Genomic DNA, 14565 nt, shown 5'->3' with positions numbered 1-14565 from the left:
TTAAAAATTTTAGCCAGTATCGTTTACGTATTTTGAGTACAATTAAATTTTAAGCAAAAAAAGAAACCTGTTATCAAATAACAGATTTCTCAATGACAATTTCACCAACAACAGTTGACGAAGAGCCCAAATTGTTAGTCTCTCTTTTAAATTTAATTATTAAACCGTAGCGTTCACGAAAGCTTGGAATAAGCCTTCTGGACGTTGTGGTCTTGATAAGAATTCTGGATGGTATTGAGCTGCTACGAAGAATTTATTTTCTGGAATTTCAACAACTTCAACTAAACGGTTATCTGGAGATGTGCCGGCAAAAACTAAGCCTTTATCAGCAAGTTGTTCACGGTATTCGTTATTGAATTCATAACGATGACGGTGACGTTCTTGAATCACATCTTGATTATTGTAAGCTGCGGCAGCAACAGTTCCTGGTTTTAATTTACATGGATATAACCCAAGACGTTGTGTCCCACCCATATCTTCAACATCTTCTTGATCTGTCATCAAATCAATAATGTTGTATGGTGTTTCTGGAACAGCTTCTGTTGAATGAGCCCCTTGAAGGCCAACCACGTTACGTGCAAATTCAATACATGCCATTTGCATACCAAGACAAACGCCCAAGAATGGCACATTGTTTTCACGCGCATATTGGATTGAAAGAATCATGCCTTCCAGTCCACGGTTACCGAATCCACCAGGAACGATGATTCCATCAGCATTTTGCAACGTTTCAACAACGTTACTTTCATTTAATTTTTCAGAATCGACCATCGTAATCTTAACATCAGCATCTACTGTATATCCTGCATGTTTCAAGGCCTCAGCAACAGAAATATAAGCATCTGGTAATTTCACGTATTTACCAACAAGCGCGATATTGATGGTTTTCTTCAAGTTTAAAACTTTCGTTTCAAGTGCTTGCCATTCTGTCATATCTGCTTCTGGTGTTGTTAATTTCAAATGATCAACAACAATTTGGTCCATTTTTTGTTTTTGTAATGCCAAAGGAATCGTGTATAACGTATCCACATCCATTGATTCAATAACAGCATCTGGTTCAACATCACAGAAATTAGCTAATTTATTACGCATGTCTTGTGAGATATGTTGTTCTGTACGGACAACTAACATATCTGGTTGAATACCCAATCCACGTAATTCTTTAACACTATGTTGTGTGGGTTTTGTTTTCATTTCACCAGCAGCTTTTAAATATGGGATTAATGTTGTATGGATATAAATTACATTTTCAGAACCAACATCAGCTTTCATTTGACGCAATGCTTCAAGGAAAGGTAATGATTCAATATCCCCAACAGTCCCACCAATTTCAGTAATCACAACGTCTGAATCTGTTGTCGTTCCAGCGCGCATGATTTTTTCTTTAATTGTATTTGTGATATGTGGAATAACTTGAACTGTTGCACCCAAATAATCACCACGACGTTCTTTTTGTAAAACTTCTGAATAAATTTTACCAGTCGTCACGTTTGAATATTGATTTAAGTTAATATCAATAAAACGTTCATAATGACCAAGATCTAAATCAGTTTCTGTACCATCATCTGTTACGAAAACTTCCCCATGTTGATAGGGACTCATTGTACCTGGGTCCACGTTAATGTAGGGATCGAACTTTTGAATAGTTACCTTTAAGCCTCTATTCTTTAATAAACGGCCAAGAGATGCTGCAACAATCCCTTTACCAATTGACGAAACAACGCCACCTGTAACAAAAATATATTTGGTCATTATGAATCTCCTTTGGGTTTAATTTGTGTGGGGATTATGTGTTTATGGCCTGCTCATTATTACTATAAAAAACAACAAGCTCCCTAAGCTGAGTAATTTACTCAGTGTAGGGAGCTTGTATCAACCGTGCGTTTGTCCTCGCAAGAAAAACCTGCGAGGCGCCCAAAAAATATATTACAGGGTTTTGACGAAATCGTCAAGTCCTTTTAATTATTTTCCTCGTCGTCATCTGTATCATCATCTGATATTTCAGATAATTGATCTTCAATACCTTCTGGCAATTCTTCCTCATCATCAGAATCACTGTCATCTGCTATTTCGTCTAAATCTTTATCGTAACCTTTGATTTCTGAATCGCCATCTGTATCATCTGTGTCATCTTCATAAGTTGCATCTAAATCGTCATCCTCAGGATCGTCATCATTGTAATCGATAACGTCATCATCGTCGGCGACATCTGCTAAGAAAGCATTAACCTTCTTGCGTTTTTTACGTTTAGGACGATCTTCATCATCTTCGTCTTCCACATGGGCAACAGCTTCATCAATTGAATCAAAGGGATACCATGAACGTAATCCCCATAAGTTTTCTCCAAGTGAAATGAAACTACCATCCGCATTCAAATCTGTGTAAAATTGTGATAAGCGATCTCTCACTTCTAAATCATTTTTACCAAGATATGTCTGGATTTCATTAGTTAGGTCAGCAAAACCCATGACGTCACCATGTTGCGATAGGATTGCATGAGCAACCTCAATCATTGATAACTCGTCTCTATTTTGGCCATCGAATTGTTTAAGCTCCAACTAGCACACGTCCTTTCAAAAAGTCTACTCTTAATCATACATTTTTATGCTGTAAATTGCAATCGTATATTATAGTCACCCAATAATTCACCATTGGTTGTTAAGCGATAATCAATCTCAATTGCACCTGAAATTGGTTGATCTTTTAACTGACTTTTTAGTCGAATTGTTTCAATTTCAATCGGCATGCGGCCATACGCTGTTTTATAAACGCCATTAATTTTTTGTTTAGCCAAAAATATTAATTTTGTTCGTATGGCATCAGTTTCTCGCGTCAATTGAATTTCACCATCATCTTGTAATTTAAATGTGACTGGGGTGCTTTCGCCAGATTCGTCTTCCTCTTCTTTATACCGGATGTACATTCCGTCACCCAAACGAACAAGTTGCCCTGTCGTTTCAATGACATAGCGCTCCACTTCGCCTTCTTGCGTTTTGATTGTTTCCAAATGAATTGCAATTTGTTTATCTAATGTAATCGCCATATGATCGATTCCTCCATTGCCTTGCTGTTCCATTGTATTATAACTTAGATTCAAATAAATGTCGTTACCTATTATTCATCATTATTTCATGACTAACCCACAGATATTCGTTATAATAGAAGTATTACGAATTTATTTACACCTGATAGTTAACATCTAAATTTTCGAGGAGGGATTTCTAATGCTCGAACAATCGCCATTACTCGCTAGAGAAAAAGTGTTACGTGATCCAATTCACGATTACATTTATGTGCAACACCAAGTTATTTTAGATTTAATTAATACGAAAGAATTCCAGCGTTTACGTCGGATTAAACAACTTGGAACAACTTCGTTAACGTTCCACGGCGCTGAACATTCTCGTTTCACACATTCCGTAGGCGTCTACGAAATTACCCGTCGAATCTGTGATAATTTCCAACGGAACTATCCAACTAAAGAAGCTGGTGACGGTCTATGGGATGATTCTGAAAAATTAGTCGCCCTATGCGCTGCACTGCTCCATGATATTGGCCATGGCCCTTACTCACATACTTTTGAGCATATTTTTAAAACAGACCACGAAGCCATTACCGCACAAATTCTAACTGACCCATCAACTGAAATTAATCACGTGTTAACCCAAGTTTCTGTTGATTTCCCAGCAAAAGTGGCCAGTGTTATCCAAAAAACCTATCCGAATCCGCAAGTTGTCCAATTAATCTCAAGTCAAATTGATGCGGATCGAATGGATTACTTATTACGTGATTCTTACTATACAGGTACGAATTATGGCACGTTTGACCTGACGCGTATTTTACGTGTCATGCGTCCTTATAAAGGTGGCATTGCCTTTGATATTAACGGGATGCACGCCGTTGAGGATTATATTGTGAGTCGTTTCCAGATGTACGTTCAAGTCTATTTTCATCCCATTTCTCGATCGATGGAAGTTATTTTAAGTCATTTATTGAATCGCGCTAAATACCTATATGAAAATAACCGGTTAAGCGCTGAAGATTCACCTAAATTATTGATTCCACTTTTTGAAAATGACTTTTCATTGAACGATTACTTACAATTAGATGACGGTGTTTTAACAACTTATTTCACGGAATGGCGTCAAAATTCTGATACGATTCTAAGTGATTTAGCCGTTCGTTTCCTGGACCGCAAACCATTTAAATCAATCAAATTTGACGAAGAGACAGCTGATTTATTGCCTACATTAGCGAATTTAATTGAATCAGCCGGCTTCCAACCTACGTATTATATGGCAGAAAATGATAGTTATGATTTACCTTACGATGCGTATGATCCAACCCAAGATAAACCCCGTACCCAAATTGAATTAGCTCAAGCCGATGGCTCACTCGTTGAATTATCTAGCGTGAGTGCCTTGGTGGCTTCAATTACCGGAAAAGTTTCAGGCGATCGCCGTTTCTTTTTCCCAAGAGAATTATTAAAATCAGAAAATGATTTATTTGCTGACATTTATACCCAGTTCAGAAGCTACATTAATAATGACCACTTAATTCATCCAAAGGAGATCACACAACATGACAATTAAATTAATAGCCATCGATATCGATGGTACACTCGTTGATGACCAAAAAGAAATCGCCCCAGAAACTATCGCCACCATTAAAGCCGCTAAAGCTGCCGGTATCAAAGTCGTTCTTTGTACTGGACGTCCTTTAACTGGGGTCACAAAATACTTAGAAAAACTTGATTTAACGACAGATGATGATTTCGTTATCACCTTTAATGGTGCTTTAGTTCAAGTATCTGGTTCCGGTGAAAGTTTAATTCATCATACTTTAGATATTAATGATTATTATCTACTTGAAGAAACAAGTCGTGAGTTAAACGTTCACGCCCATGCTGAAGATCAAAAATTAATGTATACGGCTAATGCTGATATTAGTGAATACACCGTTGCTGAATCTTTCTTGGTACAAATGCCACTTCGATTCCGTAAACCTGAAGAAATGGCTAAAGACATTGTGATTTCAAAAATGATGTATGTCGATTATCCTGAAGTTATTTCTCGTGTTGTTAACGACTTACCTACAAAAATTACTGATCATTATTACTATGTTCAAAGTGAACCTTATTTCTTAGAAATCCTAAACAAAAATGCTAGCAAAGGTAGTGCCGTTATGGGCTTAGCTGACAAATTAGGTTTCAAAAAAGAAGAGGTCATGGCACTTGGTGATCAAGGTAACGATTTATCAATGATTCAAGCTGTTGGCTTTGGTGTTGCCATGGGTAACGCCATTCAAGAAGTTAAAGATAGCGCTCAAGCAGTTACTGCTACTAACGTTGAGTTAGGTGTTGCTAAAGCTATTCAAAAATATGCATTGAAAGATTAAAAATTAAAAGCTCCAGAAAAGTTAGATTTGTCTAACTTTTCTGGAGCTTTTTTTATTTCTAGTTTCGTTGTGAATTAGACTTACCATTCAGATTAAGTGTTCCACCTTCACAATGTGCCCAACAAGAATAAATCTCAACCGTTTTCGTTTCTTTATCAATCGTATAAACAACACGATGTTGACCATTTATAACCAAGTTCATTGTTTCTTGCATTGTATCATAATCTCTCTTACCCATTAAAACAGCACTACGGGTATCCATCAGCACCTGAAATAATGACGGGCATAGCGTCTCTATTGGCATTTTTTATAAGTGAAAATAAATTTGTTCTAGCTTTAATTGGATTAATAATTTTCCCCATTTTATCGACTTATATATGTGCTTATAATAACGAATTAAAAATCATTCCTCAAAAGGTCCAATTTAACTTCAATTTCTTGAGGAATCGGAATAGATGGATCAACATTTGGATTATTCAGATGCGTATTACTATGAATTTTGCGGTACTCAGAAGCAGTCATTAACGTCTGCTGTTTAAACATCCGCATAAAATTTTTAGGGTCATTAAAATAAGCTAAGTCTGAAATTTGGTTCACTGATAAGGTTGTCTTAATTAATAAGATTTTAGCTACTTCTAGTTTTAAATTAATTAAGTAACTGCGGAGATTGCCATGTTGTTCACGTTTAAAAATTCGCGTTAAATAATCCGGATTAAGCTCAAAATGGTCAGCAATTGATTGCACTGAAATTGTACTACTCATATTAGCTCTAATCCATTCAATTATTTTGTTTGTGAGTAACGTTGATTTATCAGTCTTGTTAGATAATGACGTTAAATAAATATTACTTAACTCAATAAGAATCGTTTGAATTAAACAATCACATGAATGCTGACTATAATGATAGGAATTATTTGTATTTAATAATTGGTTAATCAAGATAACAATCCCATTTGCATTATCCAGCTTAAATAATTTCGGCAATAAAACTAAATCATTTAATTCCTGCGTAAATTGATGATGTCTTATTTTTGGAAGTGCTAATTGAATAGATGATGCCTGTAAAGGTAAGTCTTTCCAACTAGCAAAAAAATGGACCCAGTAAAAATCTATTTTGTCAGTTGCGGGTTGACTACCCTGAATTGTCACATTGGGTGGCAATAATAAACATTCATTTTCATGCACCATTAACTGCTGACCATCAATTTTCAATTCTAATGTCCCCTGAATACATAGAATCAATTCAAAATCACGGTCATGATGCATTTTTTTATGCGTCCATCCGGGTTTTGAAGTAAATTCCCCTGATTTATAAAATAAAATTGGCTTGTTTAAATTAATTGCATACATATTAACACCATCCCTTTTTCAACAAGTCGGATTTATCCACTTATTCTCCATCTTAAGGTATTTTTAACGCGTTTGCAAACGGTTACAATTTAGTTATTCAATAAATAACATAAAAGGTGGAGGAAACAATGGATAATAATAAAGTAGCTAGCAATCATTTAGAACCAAAAGCAGAGTTACCCTTTCATAGAAAAATTACCTATGCCTTTACAGACATGTCTGGTAACTTGCTCTATTGTATCATTAGTAGTTTTGCATTATATTATTTCACAGAAGTATTAGGACTTTCTGTTGCCGCAGCGGGTATTATTCTATTAGTTGCACGTTTCTTTGATGCTTTTGATGCACCTATTTGGGGGATCATTATTGATCATACCAAGAGTAAATATGGTCAAAGTCGTCCTTGGTTCTTATGGATGGCAGCCCCCTTCGCTATCTTTGTATGGCTATTATTCACTAATTTTGGATTCACAGGTAACGCCAGGTTTTGGTATGCTGGGATCGTTTATATTTTAGCAGGAATTGCTTATACAGGGATGTCAACGCCTATTACCGCTGTTTTACCCAATTTAACTTCTAACACCAACGAAAGAACAATTGCCAATACGTTCCGTATGATTGGTGGCAATGTTGGGAACTTCTTAGCTATCACGTTCATTTTACCCCTAGCCACTTTATTAGGCGGGAGTAGTAATTCTAGTAAAGGTTGGTCAATGGCCGTCGGTATCTATGCCATTGTTGCCGTTATCTTACTGGTCATTGCCTTTTGGGATATGCGTGAAAAAAATATCGAACGTATTAAATCAATTCCAATCAAGGAAAGTTTCAAGGCTGCTAAGAAAAATTGGCCTTGGGTTTTAGTTGTCATAGCTAATATTCTATTCTGGATGGGGTTAACAAGTCGGACTTCAACACTTGCTTATTACTTCCAATATAATGTTGGCGATAAAAACCTCATTTCAGTCTTTAATGGCATCTCAATTATCCAAGTATTGGGTATGGCTATGATTCCCTACTTGGTTAAAATATTCAATAAGTACGGGAGTACGATTTTAGGATTTGCCATTGCTTCAGTGGGTCAGATTGGCTTAGCCTTTTCTCACTCTAGCATGACAATGATGATTATTTTCTGGTGTATTGCTAATATTGGTAGTGGTATTGCTTGTTCATTATTTTTCCAAATGGTTGGCGATACAGTTGATTACGGTGAATGGAAAAATGGCATTCGAGCAAGTGGATTCCTAACTGCTATTGGGAGTTCGTTCTGTATTAAAATGGGGGCTGGTATCGGTGGCTTCATTCCATCAATGATTATGAATGCATTTGGCTACCGTGCTGACCAAACGCAAACGACTGCCTCATTAGGTGCCATTAGCTTCTCATTCATTTGGTTACCTATGATTATCTTTGCACTGGGCATTATTCCAATGTTACTATACCGTAAATACGAAAAACATGAATCAGTCGTTAAAGCCGATTTAGCAAAACGAGCAACATCCATTTAAATAATTTTTTAGGAGAATTTACTATGAAAAAAATTGAAATCACCTCTTCATTTTGGCGTCGCTATCGAGAATTAATTGTTAAAGAAGTCTTACCCTATCAATGGGCAGTTATGAATGATGAAGCCGATATTGATATTGCCCATGAACCAGGTGGCAATGAAGCTGATTCAAAAAATAGTCATGCAATTGCTAACTTAAAGATTGCTGCAGGTCAAGAAACTGGTCATCACTTTGGTTATCCTTTTCAAGATACAGATGTCTATAAATGGTTAGAAGCTGCCGCATACAGTTTTAATTATCATCCAGATGCTAATTTACGTGAAATCACTGATAATTTAATTGATTTAATTGCTGAAGCACAAGATGAAGATGGGTATCTATCAACCTTTTTCCAAATCGATGCCCCTGAAAGAAAGTTCAAACGCTTAAAACAGTCTCATGAATTGTACACAATGGGTCACTATATCGAAGCTGGAATTGCCTATTATCAAGCAACTGGGAATAAAAAAGCCCTTGATATAGCCATTAAAATGGCAGATTGCATTGATAATCATTTTGGATTATCAGCTGGCAAAATCCATGGCGGGGATGGTCATCCAGAAATCGAACTCGCTTTAATGCGTTTATATGATGAAACACAGGAGTCAAAATACCTAGCCTTAACACAATTTTTTATTAATCAACGAGGTCAAGACCCAGAATTTTTTGATGATCAAATTAAACTGGATGGCCTTGATAATGACTTAATTGATGGGATGAAAAGCTTTCCAGATGCTTATTATCAAGCAGGAGAGCCTATCATTGATCAAGAAACCGCTGAAGGTCATGCCGTTAGAGTCGTCTATCTATGTACCGGAATGGCACACTTAGCACGAGAAACTGGCGACAAAGAATTATTAGCTGCCTGCCATCGCTTCTGGAATGATATCGTCCAAAAACGGATGTATATTACTGGTGGCATCGGTTCAACTAACATAGGCGAAGCATTTACCTATGATTATGATCTTCCAAACGATACCATGTATGGTGAAACGTGTGCTTCTGTCGGCATGGCCTTCTTCGCTAAACAAATGCTAGGTATTGAAGCTAAAGGTGAATACGGTGACGTTCTAGAAAAAGAACTCTTTAATGGCACTTTAAGTGGCATGTCATTGGATGGGAAACATTTCTTTTATGTTAACCCACTCGAAGCCGATCCAGTGATTTCAAAAAATAATCCTTCAAGAAATCATGTTCTAACGCAACGTGCGGATTGGTTTGGTTGTGCTTGTTGTCCAAGCAACGTAGCCAGATTAATTGCTTCAGTGGATACCTATATCTATCATGAAACAGATAACGTTATTTTATCTGATCAATTCATCGCTAATAAAGCGGAATTTGATAACGGCATTACAATTGAACAAACTAATAATTTCCCATGGGATGGCGACATTCAATATCATCTGGCAAACCCTAACAGTCAGACATTTAAATTTGGAATTCGTATTCCAGGTTGGTCACAAGCCAACTACCAAGTTACTGTGAACGGTAGCCCTATTAAAAGCGACCTACAAGATGGATTTATTTACTTTACTATTGACGGAACTGAGTTAGATATCCAATTGACGCTCGATATGAGTGCTAAATTTATGCAAGCTAATGAATTAGTTCGTTATGATTTTGGTAAAGTTAGCGTCCAACGTGGTCCAATTGTCTATTGTGCAGAAGAAGTCGATAATGAGGCCCCTCTATGGAAATATCGCGTTGCTGTGGAGAGTCCTCTTGAATCAAGTTTTCAAGAAACGTTGCTCAATGGTGTCGTTCAAGTCAAGGCTAAAGCAAAACGAAGCGAAATCAAGACTGATCAAGCTTTGTATGCTGAATATCAAAAACCAAACGATATTGAAACAAGCCTGACTTTGATTCCTTACTATGCTTGGGCAAATCGTGATGATGGTCAAATGTCAGTTTGGTTAAATCACTAATAAAGCCACAAAAAAAGCTTTCCATTTATGATAATGGAAAGCTTTTTTTGTGGCTTTTCTAATTAAACTTTTAAAAGCATAAATACGGCTATAGTATAAATTATAGCGAATATTGATAATAAGCACATCAGTAAAACACCTAATAAAGTGTAGCCAAAATTTTTTTGAAAAAATGGTAAAACTCCAATATAAGTGCATATTTCCATGATGCCAGCACCAGATAACCAAAAATCAAGAGCTGGATATTCGGCTACTAACCATGGCGCAACCAAAATTAATACGATACTAACCGCACCAAACCATTTCATCCAGTAATTATCCGATATAAATTTTTTTCATAATAATTCCTATCTAAGATTTTTATTTTTTTCAATATACGCGCTGCACAAGAATATAGCCACTAGCACTAATTCTCCTATATACATTTCCATCATAAAGCTATCATCGCTAGATGTCCCTATCGAGATTACAATTAATAGTATACTGCCTATCGAAAACGACTTCCAATATTTCGCAACATACCGCACAGGTACTACTGTTAAAAACAAAAGAACCAGTCCATTTACTAACATAAGTGTAATCAACAATTGATTATATAAATTTTCATTCGAAAATTCATTGAGAGATCCTAAATAATTAACAATAATCCATAGTGACAACCCAAGCAGGAGCAATCGATAAATATAGCTCCCGATGATTTGACATAACTCCCAAAGCTTAAAGTGAACACTTGGTGCATCCCTCTCATGTAATGCTAAATAGAATATCATCAGAAACATTTCTGCACTAAAAAAAATCCTATATATCGAATTACCTAACAACATGAACATTACTGGAATCGTTACAATTAAAGTGACTATCATAAGAGATTTCCAACATTTCATAATCATCGTTTTTTTAGTTATCGCCAAAAATAGAAGGACTAAGATATTAGCTACCAAAAAGACATTGCCCACAATTCCATAATGTCTTAAAATACTGCCCATTTCATTTGAACTAACACCGGCTGCTACTAGATAGATACCTCCACAAAAAAACAAACTTTTAAATAGCGCATTTACAAATAATTGTCGCATGCTTGTTATTTCTCCTCTTCATCGCTTGGACTGCTTATATGACGCTCTTTTTAATTGCACTAACTTTAAAAGCAGGTATCCGAATAAATATCCGATACTATTAAGAATTAAATCATTTACATCAAATGTTCGATTACCCTTCTGCTTCTATGTCACCTTTTACAACAAACAAAAAACCTAACGTAATTAGCCATTCCACTCCTACAACAATCATTAATTGCCCTATATAAAGTATCGACAATAAGCCTAACATCCCTGATAGTGCAAGTAACAATATCACAACTGCACTAATAAAATAATGTTTCCAAAATTTTTGTAAATATCGTGTAGGCATTACTCCTAATATAACGAATAAAATACCTTGTAAAACTACCATAATTACTTGAAATCTATCAGACAGTGTTCCACCAAAATAAGTTGAAAGTGTGACTAAATGTCCATTTATCACCATACTTGTATAAATTAGATAACCATAAGCACATCCCATGAAAAGAAGTGCAAAACGCAGTATCCATTCACCTACTTTTTTACTTAAATTCATTTTAAAATTCCTCTTTTCTCTTAGTATAATGTACCAATCAATCCGTTTAAAAGAAATTTCTAGATTTCAAATAAAGATAAATACTAATAATAACCAACACCCAATAGGCTAATAAAAAGTATTTATACTTTGGAATTGGTCGCTGCTCATATCCTATAATAATGATATTTAGTCCATACGTGAACACATATATAATACCGATTAAAGCCAGTAGTATAACACCTAAAAGGAGTAACCCATCGCCGTTATTTATTCCCAATCCGTTTCTATTGATGGCTCCATTGATAATAAATATAAAGGGAACTATTTGGATCCCTAGCGTTGCTAATAATTCTATAGTTATTTTTTTCATTGCTAGAACCCTCCTTTAAAACTGATAATCATATAGCACCATAACAAACACTTTATTATTAGCACTTAATGCAAAATTCATCTCAATCACCTTTTAAATAGCACTCGTATAAAATCCTTTAAAGATAAATTTGATTCTTTATATTTTTTATATAATGAACCACTATTGGTCGCAAAACCGCCACCTTCAAAATAGGCTCCTACAGCAAACCCCAAAACAACTATAATAATGACAAAAATTTTCATACTATTATCTCCTCAATTTATTACTATCACGCAGAAAGGCTACTTATGGTGACCTTCAATTTAAATATACGCCATACCTTGTAAAAATGGCACAACAATTAATACTCTAAGCACTAATATTTAGCATACAATATGTAAACTTTCCATACTATTGTACTTTTCCCGGGTTATGCTACTATTAGATATAACAATTGGAGGAAATAAAATGGCACTCTATCAACAACTCAAACAGGCACGTCATGAATCGGGATTATCTCAAACCGACGTCTCTAAACAACTACATACTTCAAGACAAACCATCTCACAATGGGAAAACGGGAAAAGTACGCCTGATATTGACACACTTAAATTATTAAGTACTATCTATAATCGTTCTTTAGATGAACTTATTAATGACGGAGTGCCTTCATCAAAAAACACGACTAACCAAGTTACTGAAAAGCCAAAAGACGAAGGATTACTACTATTATTATTAACTTGTCTTTCATTCTTAATTGCGCCTGTAGGCCTCATCATTGCGCCACTGATCATTTGGACTAATAAATCTACTAACGCTTTTTATAAAGCTATTTACTTTTTTTGTATTATTGCGATTATTTATAACTTGTGCGTTGGTTACAGCTTTATATCTGATTCATTTAATTGGGGTACTACTAGTTATTATTAACTGATGGTCAATTTACCACCCTTAATTATTGAGGAACATGAAATGTTTCGAGTAAAAATTCCCCAACTATGAGTAGCCTTCCACTGTACTTTTTTACTACTTAATTGCCTTAAAGATTCCGACTTAAAACTTCCTAATGTTGCAACAGCTTTTAAATTTGTAGCACTCATAATTTTATTACCACTAACTTTTATTTTATACGAAACACGCCATCCATAACCTTTTTTAGTTATTGTGTAGGTCTTATTTGCTAATTGCGTAAAATCTAAGTCTTCTTGGATACTCAGCTCAACTTGTTCTCCATTGCTATCAACGTCGCTATACGTTTTTGTTCCTCCAACAGATAAATCATATGACCCCATTGCATTATTAGTGTCACTTGCGCTAACTGTCTGACTTGTTACCATAACTAAAAAAAGAATTCCTAAAATACTAACTACTATTCTCTTCATAATATAACTATCCCTCTCTTTCATATTTTTTTAATGGAATATCCATTCCATCTGATGCATATTCAGAATACAACAATTCCCCCTCAATATAGGAGCAATTATTGCTTGCAATATGTAAAGATTACTTTACATTGACGTCAAATCATTGATTTAAATCCATTTTAAAGTACATCAAAAAAGCACTGCCACAAGAGGCAGTGCTTTTATAAAATATATCTATCATCAATCTAAACCGTTACTGCACATCTTTTTTTATCTTCTGCATCGTTCGCCAATCCCACGAGTAATGGTCCTATATCATCTCTCATCGTAGGTTACATAACCAATAAAAAGTGCTAATAAGCCCATAAACAATTCCCCAATTTTATGAAAAAGGTCATAATTATCAAAAATTGCAAAGGCACACTGCATAATTCCTATACCAACAAAGAAAAAAATCATTAATTTTCGTTTCAAAATTTCCCCTCCTAATTATCAACTTTCACATAAAGAATGTTATAATTTTAGTTCCCCAATTAGAAACATTCTTGGACATACCAACATATCTCAATGCTGAATATATTATATGGTATTCAGTCCCAGTAAAATGATCAATAGCCTTCAAAAAACCACCCATAGTTGTTACTTTAAGAATTGTTCTCCTTATTTTTTTTGGTAATTTATGCCATACTTTAAGAAAAGCTTTAGCTACCGTTGTTGCACCAATACGAGTACGAGGATTAACAATATTATACAACTCAATAACATTTTCATTATTTAAATCTGATTCAGTGAGATTATAATTCTCAATTAGATATGCCTTTTTACGTTCTACCGAACTATCAAGTTTTTTAACCGCTTGATTCTCTTCTTGATTACTTTGTGTAATACTAGCATTGGCAATAGTTGGTGCAATAATTCCTCCTATTATCATAGTAACGATAGCTAGCATTATTAAATTGAAAACTTTTTTCATTGTAAAACCTCCAAATTTTTTATTTCTACTTTTTCAGTATACATATCTAGTCATCCCGATA

Annotated in this window: 17 protein-coding genes and 1 pseudogene; 5 read left to right on the top strand and 13 right to left on the bottom strand. The window is 35.1% G+C overall.

Annotation, left to right across the window (positions count from 1 at the left end; all coding sequences use genetic code 11):
• Positions 1-159 precede the first annotated feature (159 nt).
• From ACVQ8P_RS05520 to ACVQ8P_RS05510, 3 genes are all read right to left on the bottom strand, one after another.
• Positions 160-1752, bottom strand: a complete 1593-nt coding sequence (locus tag ACVQ8P_RS05520) for a CTP synthase (protein WP_462298081.1) — start codon at positions 1750-1752, stop codon at positions 160-162.
• A 206-nt stretch (positions 1753-1958) separates the two neighbouring features.
• Entirely contained in the window at positions 1959-2558 is a 600-nt protein-coding gene (rpoE, locus tag ACVQ8P_RS05515; protein ID WP_462298080.1) for a DNA-directed RNA polymerase subunit delta, read from the bottom strand.
• 44 nt (positions 2559-2602) lie between these two features.
• Positions 2603-3043: a YwiB family protein gene (locus ACVQ8P_RS05510; protein ID WP_462298078.1), complete on the bottom strand. Its 441-nt coding sequence runs from the start codon at positions 3041-3043 to the stop codon at positions 2603-2605.
• Positions 3044-3224: 181 nt separating this feature from the next.
• Here ACVQ8P_RS05510 and ACVQ8P_RS05505 point away from each other — a divergent pair, with 181 nt between their 5' ends.
• Both ACVQ8P_RS05505 and yidA read left to right on the top strand, forming a co-directional pair.
• Complete coding sequence (locus ACVQ8P_RS05505) at positions 3225-4592, top strand: HD domain-containing protein (protein WP_462298077.1); 1368 nt, start codon at positions 3225-3227, stop codon at positions 4590-4592.
• Entirely contained in the window at positions 4582-5397 is an 816-nt protein-coding gene (gene yidA / locus ACVQ8P_RS05500; RefSeq protein WP_462298076.1) for a sugar-phosphatase, read from the top strand. The genes ACVQ8P_RS05505 and yidA overlap by 11 nt, the downstream gene beginning before the upstream one ends.
• 58 nt (positions 5398-5455) lie before the next feature.
• On the opposite strand, the pseudogene ACVQ8P_RS05495 reads toward yidA, so the two are convergent.
• Both ACVQ8P_RS05495 and ACVQ8P_RS05490 read right to left on the bottom strand, forming a co-directional pair.
• Positions 5456-5759, bottom strand: a pseudogene (locus tag ACVQ8P_RS05495) (type II toxin-antitoxin system Phd/YefM family antitoxin).
• Positions 5760-5793: 34 nt separating this feature from the next.
• Positions 5794-6747 carry a helix-turn-helix transcriptional regulator gene (locus ACVQ8P_RS05490; protein ID WP_462298074.1) on the bottom strand — a complete coding sequence of 318 codons (954 nt, stop codon included), beginning with the start codon at positions 6745-6747 and terminating at the stop codon, positions 5794-5796.
• A 128-nt stretch (positions 6748-6875) separates the two neighbouring features.
• Here ACVQ8P_RS05490 and ACVQ8P_RS05485 point away from each other — a divergent pair, with 128 nt between their 5' ends.
• Both ACVQ8P_RS05485 and ACVQ8P_RS05480 read left to right on the top strand, forming a co-directional pair.
• The gene (locus tag ACVQ8P_RS05485; protein WP_462298072.1) at positions 6876-8252 is read left to right on the top strand and encodes an MFS transporter; all 1377 of its coding nucleotides are present in this window, start codon (positions 6876-6878) and stop codon (positions 8250-8252) included.
• 23 nt (positions 8253-8275) lie between these two features.
• Positions 8276-10216, top strand: coding sequence for a glycoside hydrolase family 127 protein (locus ACVQ8P_RS05480; protein WP_462298071.1), 1941 nt, complete (start codon positions 8276-8278; stop codon positions 10214-10216).
• A 62-nt stretch (positions 10217-10278) separates the two neighbouring features.
• On the opposite strand, the gene ACVQ8P_RS05475 is transcribed toward ACVQ8P_RS05480, so the two are convergent.
• The 5 genes from ACVQ8P_RS05475 to ACVQ8P_RS05455 all read right to left on the bottom strand — a co-directional run bounded on the left by ACVQ8P_RS05475 (position 10279) and on the right by ACVQ8P_RS05455 (position 12430).
• Positions 10279-10524 (bottom strand): hypothetical protein, encoded by a 246-nt coding sequence (locus tag ACVQ8P_RS05475; protein WP_462298069.1) that lies wholly within the window; start codon positions 10522-10524, stop codon positions 10279-10281.
• Between the two features lie 39 nt (positions 10525-10563).
• Complete coding sequence (locus ACVQ8P_RS05470) at positions 10564-11292, bottom strand: hypothetical protein (RefSeq protein ID WP_462298067.1); 729 nt, start codon at positions 11290-11292, stop codon at positions 10564-10566.
• A 133-nt stretch (positions 11293-11425) separates the two neighbouring features.
• Positions 11426-11833, bottom strand: a complete 408-nt coding sequence (locus tag ACVQ8P_RS05465) for a hypothetical protein (RefSeq protein WP_462298066.1) — start codon at positions 11831-11833, stop codon at positions 11426-11428.
• Positions 11834-11879: 46 nt separating this feature from the next.
• On the bottom strand, positions 11880-12185 hold the full coding sequence (locus tag ACVQ8P_RS05460; RefSeq protein WP_462298064.1) for a hypothetical protein: 306 nt from the start codon (positions 12183-12185) through the stop codon (positions 11880-11882).
• Positions 12186-12271: 86 nt separating this feature from the next.
• Positions 12272-12430, bottom strand: a complete 159-nt coding sequence (locus ACVQ8P_RS05455; protein ID WP_462298063.1) for a hypothetical protein — start codon at positions 12428-12430, stop codon at positions 12272-12274.
• A gap of 205 nt (positions 12431-12635) precedes the next feature.
• On the opposite strand from ACVQ8P_RS05455, the gene ACVQ8P_RS05450 reads away from it, so the two are divergent.
• Positions 12636-13097 carry a helix-turn-helix domain-containing protein gene (locus ACVQ8P_RS05450; protein ID WP_462298061.1) on the top strand — a complete coding sequence of 154 codons (462 nt, stop codon included), beginning with the start codon at positions 12636-12638 and terminating at the stop codon, positions 13095-13097.
• Here ACVQ8P_RS05450 and ACVQ8P_RS05445 read toward each other — a convergent pair.
• The 3 genes from ACVQ8P_RS05445 to ACVQ8P_RS05435 all read right to left on the bottom strand — a co-directional run bounded on the left by ACVQ8P_RS05445 (position 13094) and on the right by ACVQ8P_RS05435 (position 14462).
• The gene (locus ACVQ8P_RS05445) at positions 13094-13549 is read right to left on the bottom strand and encodes a DUF5626 family protein (RefSeq protein ID WP_462298060.1); all 456 of its coding nucleotides are present in this window, start codon (positions 13547-13549) and stop codon (positions 13094-13096) included. The two genes, ACVQ8P_RS05450 and ACVQ8P_RS05445, sit on opposite strands and share 4 nt — an antisense overlap.
• 297 nt (positions 13550-13846) lie before the next feature.
• Positions 13847-14005, bottom strand: a complete 159-nt coding sequence (locus ACVQ8P_RS05440) for a hypothetical protein (RefSeq protein WP_462298058.1) — start codon at positions 14003-14005, stop codon at positions 13847-13849.
• A 25-nt stretch (positions 14006-14030) separates the two neighbouring features.
• On the bottom strand, positions 14031-14462 hold the full coding sequence (locus tag ACVQ8P_RS05435; RefSeq protein WP_462298056.1) for a hypothetical protein: 432 nt from the start codon (positions 14460-14462) through the stop codon (positions 14031-14033).
• Positions 14463-14565 lie beyond the last annotated feature (103 nt).

This window comes from Dellaglioa sp. BT-FLS60 (genome assembly GCF_054941065.1).
Note: the sequence above shows the minus strand (reverse complement) of the source record. Positions and strands in the feature narration are given on the sequence as shown.